Consider the following 12,055-nt stretch of genomic DNA (forward strand, 5'->3'; position numbering starts at 1 on the left):
GGCGGCGTGGGTCGGGGCTGCGCGGTGGCACGGGCCGGTTCGCGCCGCACCGGCTGGGCCGGCTCGCGGCGCGCGGGCTCGGGGCGCGTCGGTTCGGGACGCCGAACCTGGTCCTTGCGGCCGGCGTCGACGTTGACCCGCTCGATCAGCTCGGTGCGGTCGGCCTGCGGCTTGTCCGCGGCCTTCTTCGCGACCGGCACCGCCGACCCCGCCGTGATGATCCGCTTGTCACCCACCGCCATCAGCCGGGACTGGTCGGACAGGTGGCGCATCCGGGTCGACTCGGCGCGCAGCGCCACCCGTTCGACGAGCACCTCGCCGCCGAGGAGGGCTTCCAGGTTCTCCCGCAGGGCGCGCAGCTCGCCGCGCAGCGCCTCCAGGTCGTCCCGGGCCTCTTCCTGGACCCGCTTGCGGGTCTCCGCCTCCAGCTCCAGCTCGTACTCGCGACGTGCGGCGACCTCGCGTTCCAGCTCCAGCTCGTACACCGACTGGAGGTCGGCCACCTCGTCGGCGCGCTCGACGACCTGCTTGCGGTAGCGCGCGGCGAGGAACGCGCCGACGAGCGCGGCCCACAGCGCGGCGACGACCGCGAGCCGCAGCCAGCGGGCGTTGTCGCTCAGCACCAGCACGGCCGCGGCCCCGAGCGCGAGCGCCAATGCCGCTACGAGCAGTAGCCGCGCGAAGCCACGACCGCGATCCTGCTGCTCGTCATCTTCCGACGCGCCTCGCCCGGTCATGGCGTCTACCGTACCGGTGAGTTATCCGATTGAGACCTCGGCGTCTGTATTCACTGATCCCTGTGGGGGTCTTCAGGCGTCTTGCAGCAGCGTTCCAGCCACAGCGCGGCTCCGATCAGGACCGCCGCGCACGCCGCGCCGACGATCCCGCTGACGGTGTCGTGGTCCGCCGCCTCGAAGTCGCCGCGGGCCGGCAGCACGTAGACCAACACCCCCGCCCAGGCGCCCAGCATGATCGCGCCGAGCAACGACGACGCCTTGGCCAGCGCCACCGCCCGCGCCGCGGTCAGCGGCTCCACCGGCTGCGCGCCGGGCTTGCGGAGGATGCGGGCGCGCAGCGAGAAGCCGAGCCACCCGTTGACCGCCGCGATCACCAGCAGGGTGAACCCGGCGAACGTCGGCAGCGGTGGGAGCGTGTCGTAGGCGAGCCTGATCAGCAGGTGCGCGAGCAGGCCCGCGACGAGTCCGGCGGCGAGCAGGTCACGGGGCTTGGTGAACCTCACCCCACCATCGTCCCCGAACTACTCGACCAGGGCGGTGTCGCGCTTGCCGAACAACGCGAGCACCGACAGCCACGGCGTCGGGTCGACGTCCCAGTCGAGGCCGCGGACCTGCTCCTCGTCGCGCCGCCCGCCCAGCACCCGCAGCAGCTCGAACGACGACGTGCGCAGCGAACCGGCCGGGTCGCCCTCCCCCACCACCCGGTCGCCGTGCTCCAGCGTGATCCGCAGCGCGGGCACGTGCCGCGCCCGCATCCGCTTGTCCAACTCCTGCAACGGTCGCGTCAACGCCGCCCGCACGGCCACGTTGTCGCGCTCGCCGGGGCGCCCGAGGGCCGTGCGGATGTCGTGCTCGTGCGAGACGATCTCCGCCACCAGCACCGCGCCCATCGGCGAGTCGAACAGCCCTTCGGCGACCTGGAAGTTCCGCTCCCACTCGACCAGCAGGTCGCCCAGGCCGCGGTCCCGCCGCTCCCGCACCTGCCGCTCGCCCCACGAGCCGTCCTCGACGCCCTCGAACCGCCCCTCGGCGAAGTCCCCGAGCCCGCCGGCGAGGTGCGCGACGACGTCCTTCACCGTCCACCCCGGACAGGCGTCGACGGGCGCGCCCGGATCCCCGCCGGTGGCCAGGCTGATGATCCGCCGCCGGGCGGCGTCGTAAGTGACCGCGTTGCTCATCGCGCCACCTCCGCGGCAACGCTAACCCCGTCGTGCGGCCGGCGCAGTCCCGCGCCGCACGTCAGCGGAGCTGGAGGTCGTCCCGGCGGGTGACGCCGGTCAGGTCCAGGCCCGCCACCAGGTCGCGCACGCGGCCGCGGCCGGGGACTTCGGCGTCCGGGTCCACGTCCAGCCAGGGCACGAGCACCGAGGCGCGTTCATGCGCGCCGGGGTGCGGGAGGAGGAGTTCCGGGTCCGTCGACCGCACGCCGTCGACCGTCACCACGTCCACGTCGAGCGTGCGCGGGCCCCAGCGGCGGTCTCGAACGCGACCGGCGGCCTGCTCCAGCGCCTGGCCGCGGCGCAGCCAGCCCCACTCGTCCACGTCGCCGGAGACGATCAGCACGGCGTTGAGGAAGTCGTCCTGGTCGGTCACGCCCCACGGCGCGGTCTCGTACACGGGCGACGCGGCCACCAGGACGTCGGCGAAACCGGCCACGGCCATCCGCAGGTACCCCAGCCGGTCGCCGAGGTTCGAGCCGAGCGACAGCACCGCCCTAGTCACGGGTCCGCCGGATCGTCACGGACACGTCGCCGAACGCCAGCGGGATCGGCGCGGACGGCTTGTGCACGGTCACCTCGGTCGCGCGGACCCTCAGGTCGGTCATCACCTCGTCGGCGATCTTGCCCGCCACGGTCTCGATCAGGTCGTACGGGCCGCCCGCCACGATCGCCGCCGCCCGCTCGGCCAGCTCCCCGTAGTGCAGGGTCTCCCGCAGGTCGTCCGTCGCCGCCGCCCGGGACAGGTCCAGCCACGCGGTGACGTCCACCAGGAAGTCCTGGCCGTCCCGCTTCTCGTGCTCGAACACGCCGTGGAACCCGCGCACCCGCAGGCCCCGCAGCGAGATGCGGTCCGACATGCCGCCCACCTCCGGGCCACCCTCCGCCGCGCCGTTCCGGTCAGGCATGGCCGAGCCTCCACGCCCGCGCCACCGCGACGGCGTCCAGGGACTTGTCCACGTCGTGCACCCGCACGCCCCACGCGCCGGCGAACGCGGCCAGCGCCGAGACCGCCGCGGTCGCGTCCTCGCGGCCGTCCGGGGCGCGGTCGCCGAGCAGGGCGCCGAGGAAGCGCTTGCGGGACGCGCCGACCAGGACCGGGAAACCCAGTTGCAGCAACGAGTCCAGCCCGTGCAGCAGCTGCCAGTTGTGCGTGGCGTCCTTCGCGAACCCCAGGCCGGGGTCGAGGATGATGTCGTCCGACGCCACGCCCGCGGCCAGGGCGGCGTCCACCTGGCGGCACAGCTCGTCGCGCACGTCGCGCACCACGTCGTCGTACACGGCCAGCTGGTCCATCCGCCTGCTGTGCCCGCGCCAGTGCATCAGCACGTACGGCACCCCGGCGGACGCCACCAGCGGCGCCATCTCCGGGTCGGCCAGGCCGCCGGACACGTCGTTGACGATCGACGCGCCGGCCTCCAGCGCCGCCCGCGCCACCTCGGCGCGCATGGTGTCCACGCTGACCGGCACGCCCTCGGCGACCAGCGCCCGGATCACCGGCGCCACCCGCGCGGCCTCCACCGGCGGCGACACCCGGCCCGCGCCGGGACGGGTCGACTCGCCGCCGACGTCGACCAGGTCCGCGCCGCGCCGGAACATGGCCACGCCGTGCGCGACCGCGTCGTCGACGTCGAGGTACCGGCCGCCGTCGGAGAACGAGTCCGGGGTGACGTTCAGGACGCCCATCACCACGCAGTGCCCCGGCGCGGGCACGCTCACCGCAGTCGTCCCTTGATCAACTCGATGGCCTCGGCCCGGGACGACGCCGAGCTGCGCAGCAGCCCCCGCACCGCCGACGTCGTGGTCCGCGAGCCGGGCTTGCGCACGCCGCGCATGCCCATGCACAGGTGCTCGGCCTCGACCACCACGATCACGCCGCGCGGTTCGAGGCGCCGCACCAGCGCGTCGGCGACCTGCGACGTCAGCCGCTCCTGCACCTGCGGCCGCTTGGCGTACAGGTCGACCAGCCGGGCCAGCTTCGACAGCCCGGTCACCCGGCCGTGCTCGTTCGGGATGTACCCGACGTGCGCCACGCCGTGGAACGGCAGCAGGTGGTGCTCGCAGAACGAGAACATCGGGATGTCGGTGACCAGCACCAACTCCTCGTGGCTCTCGTCGAACGTCTTCGCCAGCACGCTGTCCGGGTCGGTGTAGAGCCCGGCGAACAGCTCCCGGTACGCCCGCGCGACCCGGGCCGGGGTGTCGCGCAGCCCCTCGCGCTCCGGGTCCTCACCGCACGCGAGCAGCAGCTCGCGCACCGCCGCCTCGGCGCGCTTCTGGTCGAAGGGGCGGCGCGCGAGACCGGCCCCCCCGTTTCCGGAGAGGCCGGCCTGGTCGAGCTCCGTGCGGTCGATCCCGGTCACTTGCGGTTGTCCGGGTCCGCGTCGAAGGACCGCTTCCCCGCTTCCGCGTCCGTCGGCTCCGGCTGCCACTGGGGTGGCTGCGGGGCGCCGCCGGGCACCGTGGCCGGGGTCCACCCGGGGGGCGCGCCGTAGTTCGGCGGGCCGGACGACGGGTGCTGCGGCTGGTACGGCTGCGGCTGCGGCTGCTGGTAGGGCTGCGGCTGCTGCTGCGGGTACGGCTGCGGGTGGCCCTGGGGCTGCTGGGCGCCGTTGCCGTTGGGCGGCGTCCGCGTCGGGTCCGGCACCGGCGGCTCGGCTTCCAGCGTGTCCTCGATCGCGGGCGGCCACGGCTCGCCGCGCTCCTTGGCCAGTTCCGCCGGGGTCTTGACCGGCGGCTTGTCCGACGGGGTGCGGTTGCCGAAGTCGTTGAACTTGGTGATCCGCGGGCGCTTCTCGACGCCGGCGAAGACCCGCTCCAGGTCCTTCTGGTGCAGGGTCTCCTTCTCGATCAGCTCCAGCGTGAGCGCGTCGAGCACGTCGCGGTACGTGTTCAGCACCTCGTACGCCTCGGTGTGCGCGGCCTCGATCAGCTCGCGGACTTCCTCGTCGATCTCGTGCGCGACCTCGAGCGAGTAGTCGGCCTGCCGGCCCATGCTGCGGCCGAGGAACGGCTCGCCCTGCTCCTGGCCGTACTTGACGGCGCCGAGCTTGGCGGACATGCCGTACTCGGTGACCATCGCGCGGGCGATCTTGGTCGCCTGCTCGATGTCGTTGGACGCGCCGGTGGTCGGCTCGTGGAAGACCAGCTCCTCGGCGGAGCGGCCGCCCAGCGCGAACACCAGCCGGGCGATCATCTCCGACCTGGTCATCAGGTCCTTGTCCTCCTCCGGCACGGAGAGGGTGTGACCACCCGTCCGGCCGCGGGCGAGGATCGTGACCTTGTAGACCGGGTCGATGTCCGGCATCGCCCACGCGGCCAGGGCGTGCCCGGCCTCGTGGTACGCGGTGATCTTCTTCTCCTTCTCGGAGATGATCCGGCTCTTGCGGGCCGGACCGCCGATCACGCGGTCGACGGACTCCTCCAGCTCGACGCTGGTGATGACCGTGCCGTTCTTGCGCGCGGTGAGCAGGGCGGCCTCGTTGACCACGTTGGCCAGGTCGGCGCCGGAGAACCCGACGGTGCGCTTGGCCAGGCCGTCGAGGTCGGCCTCGGGGGCCAACGGCTTGCCCTTGGCGTGCACGCGGAGGATCTGCTTGCGGCCCTTGAGGTCCGGCGCGGACACCGGGATCTGCCGGTCGAACCGGCCGGGGCGCAGCAGCGCCGGGTCGAGGATGTCGGGCCGGTTCGTCGCCGCGATCAGGATGATCCCGCCGCGCGAGTCGAAGCCGTCCATCTCCACGAGGAGCTGGTTGAGGGTCTGCTCCCGCTCGTCGTGCCCGCCGCCCATGCCGGCGCCGCGGTGGCGGCCGACCGCGTCGATCTCGTCCACGAAGATGATGCAGGGCGCGTTCTGCTTGGCCTGCTCGAACAGGTCGCGGACGCGCGAGGCGCCGACGCCGACGAACATCTCCACGAAGTCCGAGCCGGAGATCGAGTAGAACGGCACGCCGGCCTCACCGGCCACGGCGCGCGCCAGCAGCGTCTTGCCGGTGCCGGGCGGGCCGTACAGCAGCACGCCCTTCGGGATCTTCGCGCCCAACGCCTGGTAGCGGCCGGGGTTCTGCAGGAAGTCCTTGATCTCGTACAGCTCTTCGACGGCCTCTTCGGCGCCCGCGACGTCGGCGAACGTCGTCTTGGGCATGTCCTTCGACAGCTGCTTGGCCTTGGACTTGCCGAAGTTCAGGACGCGATTACCGCCGCCCTGGGCGTTGTTCATCATCCACATCAGCAGGAGCAGCAGCAGACCCAGCGGGATCATGTACAGCAACATCTGCATCAGGAACGAGTCCTGCGTGACCTTCGTCTCGACGACCGGCTTGTTGTTCGCCTGGTCGAGGATGGTGAAGATCTCGTCCGTGGAGCTGGCCGGGAACTGCGCGCGCACCCGGTTGCTGCCCTCGACGGTCACCCCGTCCTTGAGGGTCAGCTTGAGGAGCTGCTCTTTGTCCTCGAGCGTGGCTTCCTTGACCTGGCCGTCCCGGATCTGTTGCAGTGCCTGGGACGTCTTGATCGGGGTGTAGCCCCGGTTGTCGTCGAAGAGCACGTTGAAGACGAAAAACAGCGACAACACCGCCACGATCCACAGCAGCGGGTTGCGAAGCAGGCGCTTGCGGTCCATGCACTTACGGCCGGCGGGCGGCCTCGACCCTCCCTGACTTGTCGACGGGCGCAGACGGGCACACCCGTCCGACCAGCGTACCGCCCGTGGCTCGGGCAGAGCGCTCCGCGTGCGGGCCCTGTCGCGTCTTGCCCGACCAACGGGCGGGGACGGTCTGGTGTTCCCGGCGACTCTTCGCTGGTGACGGCGGACACGCGGCACGGGTCGGCGACGTTCGCGAGGCGGTTCCAGTCGATCATGAACCGGGCGTCGACCAGCGCCGTAACACTCACGAGGGGTACCGCGTTACTAGCAGGTAGCGACGATGTGAGGACCACTCGAGTGAGATAGAACACGAGAGTTTGTCATGTGAGCGGGCCGTGTCATCCTCGGCAACCACGGAGTGTTAATGCCGCGCACCCCATAAGGGTGAACACCGACCAAAGGTACGAACAGCATGTCCACTCGCACCCCGGACCGCCCCGGTCGTCTCCGCCGCGTCGCCCTGCCCCTCGGCGCGCTGCTCGGCGTGGTCGCCGCCGCCGGTGTCGCCGTGGTGGCGCTGCGGGCCACGAGCGGACCGGAGTGCCAGGGCACGCTGCCCCTCAAGATCGCCGTCACGCCCGCGATCGCGGACGTCGTGCGGGGCGCGGCGGACGACTACCAGGCCACTCAGCCCGTCGTGGACGGCAAGTGCGTCCAGGTGCAGGTCGAGGCCCGCGGCGCGGCCGACGTCTCCAACGAGCTGCCGACCGCCCAGATCAACCCGCCCGCGCTGTGGGTGCCGGACTCCTCCATGTGGGCCGCCGAGACCCAGCGGCAGGCGGGCGACGAGGGCGCGGAGGCGCCGCGACTGGACATCCTCGACTCCCTCGCCAGCTCACCCCTCGTGATCGCGGGCTCCGAGCGGGCGATGTCGTCACTCGGTTGGCCCATCGCGCCGGTGACGTGGGCGAAGGTCGTCGACCCGAGCGTCAGCGTGACGCTGAGCAACCCCACCACCTCCACCGAGGGCCTGGCCACGCTCGCCGTCATCCGCGCGCAGCTCGGCAACCCCGACGGCACGCCCAAGCCCGAGCTGATCGGCGCGCTGCTCCGGGTCGGCCGCGACGCGCTGCCGTCCGTGCGCGACGCGTTCGGCAAGGTCGTGCAGGGCGAGGAGAACGCGCCGGTCTTCACCGCGTCGGAGCAGTCCGTGCTGGCCGCCAACCGGGCCGCCGCGTCACGCCGGGTCGTCGCCTCCTACCCCAAGGAGGGCACGATCGCGTTCGACTACCCGGTGGTGCGGGTGAGCCGGCTCGGCGAGCAGGCGGGCACGGCGCAGGCCGCGGACGGCTTCGTGCGGGCCCTGCGCACGCCGGAGACCGCGCGGCGGTTCGCCGAGGCGGGCTTCCGCACGCCGGACGGCGCCGCTCCGGGCGGTTGGACGAACGAGAAGGACGGCGTGCGCGGCGACGACGTGCGCGTGCTCAAGACCCCGGACCCCGACCAGGTGTCGGAGCTGCTGCGCACGTGGGGCGCGGTCAGCCTGGACACCCGGATGCTGGCGGTGCTGGACGTGTCCGGCTCGATGGCCGAGAAGATGAGCAACGGCCAGACCAGGGTCGAGGCGTCCCGCGAGGCCGCGCTGACGGCGTTGGGGATGCTGCCCGACACCTCGGAGATCGGCCTGTGGGCGTTCTCGACGAACAAGAGGCCGCCGAACGACTGGATCGAGCTGGTGCCGGTCGGCCCGCTGGGCGAGCCGATCGCCGGCGCGCCCCGGCGCGCGCAGCTGCAGAAGGGCGCGGGCAGCCTGCCCGCCCTGGTCGGCGGCGGCACGGCGCTGAACGACACGGCGCTGGCCGCGTTCCGGCACATGCAGAAGACCTACGAGCCGTCGAAGATCAACTCAGTGACGCTGTTCACCGACGGCAGCAACGACGACATCTCCAGCATCGACCTGCCGGCCCTGCTGGCCACGTTCAAGCAGGAAGCGGACCCCGCGCGGCCCGTGCCGATGATCATGGTGGGCCTGGGCGCCGACGCCGACATGGACGCGCTGCGGCAGATCGCCGAGGCCACCGGCGGCAAGGCCTACCAGGCGATGGAGCCCGAGGACATCCGAACCGTGCTGCTGGACGCCATCTCCCAACGCCGCTGCCGCCCGAACTGTTGACTGTGTTGGATTGCGCCGCCTCCGGCGTCGCGGGCTCGGCCGCCTGGAAGTCGGCCTGTCGCGTCGCGTTTCCCGCCGATCGAAGAGCGTGATCGGCGGGAAAGGCGACGCGACAGGCCGACGCGGCCTCGCGGGGTGGTCCTGCTGAGAGCCGTTCGGCGGGTTGAGCCATCGCGCCGCCCGCGAGGCCGCGTCGGTCGTTCTACGCTGAGTAGACCTTCGGGTCGAGCGTGCCGATGTAGGGCAGGTCGCGGTAGCGCTCGGCGTAGTCCAGGCCGTAGCCGACCACGAACTCGTTCGGGATCTCGAACCCGACGTACTTCACCGGCACCTCGACCTTCACCGCGTCCGGCTTGCGCAGCAGCGTGCACACCTCCAGCGAGCGCGGCTTGCGCGACGCGAGGTTCTTGAGCAGCCACGACAGCGTGAGGCCCGAGTCGATGATGTCCTCGACGATGACCACGTCGCGGTCCGCGATGTCGCGGTCCAGGTCCTTCAGGATGCGCACCACGCCGGAGGACGACGTGGACGAGCCGTAGGAGCTGACCGCCATGAACTCCAACTGGACCGGCACCGGCAACGCCCTGGCCAGGTCGGTCATGAACATCACCGCGCCCTTGAGCACGGTGATCAGCACCAGGTCGTTCCCGCCGTCGGCCGGGTAGTCAGCCGCGACCTTGTTGGCCAGCTCGGTGACCTTGTCGCTGATCTCCTGCTCGGTGATGAGCACGGAACTGATGTCGCCGTCGTACACGGACGGTTCCCCTTTTGTCATGACTGCACTGGTTCCACTTGCAGCCTGCCATGCGCGCGCCGTGCCACAAAGCCGCCGGGCAACCACACCCCGCCTTGACCTCGCCAGTCACTCACCAGGGCGTCCACCCGTCGGAGGTGCGAGTCGGACAACTCGGGCACGTGCTCGCGCAGCAGCCACCGACGCAGCACGCGGCGGCGCAGCGCGGTGGGCAGGCGGCCGAGTTCGTCGACCGAGCGGCAGTCTCCGTCGAACGCCGCGGCCAGCTCGTCCAGGGCGTCGTTGTCCTCGCGCAGGTGCGCGGCGGTGCGGGCGAGGGCGTCGGCGACACCGCCCTGGAGCACGTCCTCCAGCAGCGGCAGCACCTCCTTGCGCAGGCGGACCCTGGTGAACCTCGGGTCGTCGTTGTGCGGGTCGCTCCACGGCGTCAGGCCCAGCTCGTCGCACGCGGCCGCGGTCACGGCGCGCGGCACGCGCAGCAGCGGGCGGCCCCACGGCGGGTCGTGCGCGCGCATCCCGGCGATGCTGCGCGGGCCGGAGCCGCGGCCGAGGCCCAGGAGGACGGTCTCGGCCTGGTCGTCGCGGGTGTGGCCGAGCAGGACGAGCCCGCGTTCCGGCCGCAGCGCCGCGTACCGGGCGCGTCGCGCCGCCGCCTCGGGTCCGCCGGGGCCGGTGACCTCGACCCGGCGCACCTCGGCGGGAAGGCCCAGGTCACGGCACACGCGCGCGGCCCGTTCGGCGACGTCGGCGGAACCGGGTTGGAGGCCGTGGTCGACGACGACGGCCGTCGCCTCGGTGAGCCCGGCCGTGACGGCGGCCAGGGCCAGCGAGTCCGCGCCGCCGCTCACCGCGACGGCGACCCGCTCCGGGCGGTGCTCGCGCAGGAAGCGCTTGACCGCCGTGCGGACCTCGGCGAGCGGACCGTTCACGGGTTGACGCGACGCAGCCAACCGGCCGGGTCGGCGATCTCGGCGCGCGTGGGGAGCGTGTCGGGGCTGGTCCAGACGGTGTTGAACCGCTCCATGCCGACCGCGTCGACCACGTGCCCGGTGAACGCCGCGCCCTCCGCGTACTGGCGGACCTTCGCCTCCACGCCGAGCAGGGACCGCAGCAGGCGGTCCAGCACGCCGCCGCCCTGCCGACGTGCGGTGAAGCGCTCGCGGATCGTGCGGACGGACGGCACGACGTCCGGGCCGACGGCGTCCATCACGTGGTCGGCGTGGCCCTCCAGCAAGGTCGACAAGGCGATGAGCCGATCAAGCACCTCGCGCTGGCAGGGGCTCTGCAGGAGCTCGATCAGGCCACCGGCCTCGCGGAGCCGTTTCGGCAGGTCGCGCAGGCGTGGCGCGGAACCCTCGTCCATGCTGCCGAGCAGGGCGGCGACCAGGCCCGCGAAGTGGTCGGCGAGCCACGGCACGGCGGTGAACTGGAGCCGATGGGTGCCCTCGTGCAGGCAGACCCACATGCTGAAGTCCTCGCCGGACACGTCGAGGGCGCGCTGGGCGCCGACGATGTTCGGCGCGACGAGCAGCAGCCTGCCGCCGGCGGAGAACGGGTCGTACTGGCCGAGCACCCGGCCGCTCAGGAACGCGATGACCACGCCCGCCTGCACGCCCGCCGTGCCCGCGAGGACGCCGCCGAACGCGCCGGACTGCTTCGGCAGGGCCGGTTCGGTCAGCGCGGCGAGGCCCTGGACGGCGGCGCGCACCCACGCGGGCCGGTCGACCACCTCGCCCTGCTTGAGCGGCAGCCCGTGCCCGAGGCCGGTCAGCTCCCGGACGTGGACCTCGGCGTCCACCGCCAGCTCGCGCAGGCGGTGCACGGCGATGTCCGCCTCGGCCCTGGGCACGATCGGTCCCGGGCGGACGAGCCTGGTCGCCGTGGTGACGGCCAGGGCCCAATCGACCGGGGCACTGCGGTCCTGCGTCGCCGGGTTCACCCTGTCGACGCTACCTGCGCGGACCGCCCGAACAACACACCCGACCTGTCAGCAACCGCACGTGCGCAGGGCGGCGGCCATCTGGTCGAGGCCGCCGCGCACCACCTTGGCGTCGTCGGGGCTCAGCGACATGAACGCGAACACCAGCAGTCGCCCGTTCGTGTCCACGACCACGCCCGCGAGGGTGTTCACGCTGGTCAGCGTGCCGGTCTTGGCCCGCACCCAGCCCCGTCCCTCGGCGCCCCACTCCGCGTACCGGCCGGCCAGCGTGCCGCTGCCGCCCGCCACCGGCAGCCCGGTCGTCAACGGCCGCAGCTTCACCGTGCGGGGGTCGGACGCGTCCGGCCTGGCCGCCGCCGCGAGGACGTCCGTGAGCAGCTTCGCGGGCACCTTGTCGTTCGGGGACAGCCCGCTGCCGTCCACGATCGTGGACGTCGACAGGTCGAACCCGGCCTCGGTCAGCACGTCCCGCACCGCCTTGGCGCCACCCTCGAACGACGGCGGCAGGCCGCGGGCCAGGGCCACCTCGCGGGCGATCGTCTCGGCCAGCACGTTGTCCGAGATCTGCAGCATGTTCTCGACCAGCTGGTCCACCGGCGCGGACTTCACCTCGCCGAGCACCTTCGCGCCCGGCGCCGCCGTGCCGGGCG

At 72.6% G+C, this 12,055-nt stretch carries 13 protein-coding genes; 1 reads left to right on the top strand and 12 read right to left on the bottom strand.

All coding sequences use genetic code 11. From position 1 onward, the window contains the following. From ACFQ3T_RS28665 to ftsH, 8 genes are all read right to left on the bottom strand, one after another. A partial coding sequence (locus ACFQ3T_RS28665) for a DUF6779 domain-containing protein (protein WP_380727838.1) occupies nt 1-737 on the bottom strand: 737 nt, incomplete at its 3' end. 50 nt (nt 738-787) lie between these two features. Next, a complete protein-coding gene (locus tag ACFQ3T_RS28670; protein ID WP_380727840.1) occupies nt 788-1,240 on the bottom strand; it encodes a DUF3180 domain-containing protein in 453 nt (150 codons plus the stop codon). 18 nt (nt 1,241-1,258) lie between these two features. Beyond that, on the bottom strand, nt 1,259-1,915 hold the full coding sequence (locus ACFQ3T_RS28675) for a maleylpyruvate isomerase family mycothiol-dependent enzyme (RefSeq protein WP_380727842.1): 657 nt from the start codon (nt 1,913-1,915) through the stop codon (nt 1,259-1,261). A gap of 61 nt (nt 1,916-1,976) precedes the next feature. Next, on the bottom strand, nt 1,977-2,459 hold the full coding sequence (gene folK, locus ACFQ3T_RS28680; RefSeq protein WP_380727844.1) for a 2-amino-4-hydroxy-6-hydroxymethyldihydropteridine diphosphokinase: 483 nt from the start codon (nt 2,457-2,459) through the stop codon (nt 1,977-1,979). Beyond that, nucleotides 2,452-2,814, bottom strand: a complete 363-nt coding sequence (folB, locus tag ACFQ3T_RS28685) for a dihydroneopterin aldolase (protein ID WP_380727856.1) — start codon at nt 2,812-2,814, stop codon at nt 2,452-2,454. The genes folK and folB overlap by 8 nt, the downstream gene beginning before the upstream one ends. Before the next feature lie 40 nt (nt 2,815-2,854). Then, complete coding sequence (gene folP / locus ACFQ3T_RS28690) at nt 2,855-3,640, bottom strand: dihydropteroate synthase (RefSeq protein WP_380727859.1); 786 nt, start codon at nt 3,638-3,640, stop codon at nt 2,855-2,857. A 29-nt stretch (nt 3,641-3,669) separates the two neighbouring features. Then, nucleotides 3,670-4,308 (bottom strand): GTP cyclohydrolase I FolE, encoded by a 639-nt coding sequence (gene folE / locus ACFQ3T_RS28695; protein ID WP_380727861.1) that lies wholly within the window; start codon nt 4,306-4,308, stop codon nt 3,670-3,672. Between the two features lie 5 nt (nt 4,309-4,313). Beyond that, the gene (ftsH, locus tag ACFQ3T_RS28700) at nt 4,314-6,575 is read right to left on the bottom strand and encodes an ATP-dependent zinc metalloprotease FtsH (RefSeq protein ID WP_380727846.1); all 2,262 of its coding nucleotides are present in this window, start codon (nt 6,573-6,575) and stop codon (nt 4,314-4,316) included. 436 nt (nt 6,576-7,011) lie between these two features. Between ftsH and ACFQ3T_RS28705 the strand changes: the two genes are divergently transcribed. Then, a complete protein-coding gene (locus tag ACFQ3T_RS28705; RefSeq protein ID WP_380727848.1) occupies nt 7,012-8,712 on the top strand; it encodes a substrate-binding and VWA domain-containing protein in 1,701 nt (566 codons plus the stop codon). Nucleotides 8,713-8,914: 202 nt separating this feature from the next. On the opposite strand, the gene hpt is transcribed toward ACFQ3T_RS28705, so the two are convergent. The 4 genes from hpt to dacB all read right to left on the bottom strand — a co-directional run. Then, on the bottom strand, nt 8,915-9,466 hold the full coding sequence (gene hpt / locus ACFQ3T_RS28710; RefSeq protein WP_380727863.1) for a hypoxanthine phosphoribosyltransferase: 552 nt from the start codon (nt 9,464-9,466) through the stop codon (nt 8,915-8,917). A gap of 17 nt (nt 9,467-9,483) precedes the next feature. Beyond that, nucleotides 9,484-10,395 (bottom strand): tRNA lysidine(34) synthetase TilS, encoded by a 912-nt coding sequence (gene tilS, locus ACFQ3T_RS28715; RefSeq protein WP_380727850.1) that lies wholly within the window; start codon nt 10,393-10,395, stop codon nt 9,484-9,486. Continuing rightward, nucleotides 10,392-11,405 carry a zinc-dependent metalloprotease gene (locus tag ACFQ3T_RS28720; RefSeq protein ID WP_380727852.1) on the bottom strand — a complete coding sequence of 338 codons (1,014 nt, stop codon included), beginning with the start codon at nt 11,403-11,405 and terminating at the stop codon, nt 10,392-10,394. Before ACFQ3T_RS28720 ends, tilS begins: the two co-directional genes overlap by 4 nt. A gap of 48 nt (nt 11,406-11,453) precedes the next feature. Then, nucleotides 11,454-12,055: D-alanyl-D-alanine carboxypeptidase/D-alanyl-D-alanine endopeptidase (dacB, locus tag ACFQ3T_RS28725; protein WP_380727854.1), on the bottom strand; the 602-nt coding region annotated here is incomplete at its 5' end.

It is taken from the genome of Saccharothrix hoggarensis (assembly GCF_042678885.1).
Taxonomy (GTDB): domain Bacteria; phylum Actinomycetota; class Actinomycetes; order Mycobacteriales; family Pseudonocardiaceae; genus Actinosynnema; species Actinosynnema hoggarensis.

Coding starts and splice junctions, on each gene's coding strand:
- ACFQ3T_RS28675 (WP_380727842.1), bottom strand. CDS start 1,915: ATGAGCAACGCGGTCACTTACGACGCCGCCCGGCGGCGGATCATCAGC.
- folB (WP_380727856.1), bottom strand. CDS start 2,814: ATGTCGGACCGCATCTCGCTGCGGGGCCTGCGGGTGCGCGGGTTCCAC.
- folP (WP_380727859.1), bottom strand. CDS start 3,640: ATGGGCGTCCTGAACGTCACCCCGGACTCGTTCTCCGACGGCGGCCGG.
- ftsH (WP_380727846.1), bottom strand. CDS start 6,575: ATGGACCGCAAGCGCCTGCTTCGCAACCCGCTGCTGTGGATCGTGGCG.
- ACFQ3T_RS28705 (WP_380727848.1), top strand. CDS start 7,012: ATGTCCACTCGCACCCCGGACCGCCCCGGTCGTCTCCGCCGCGTCGCC.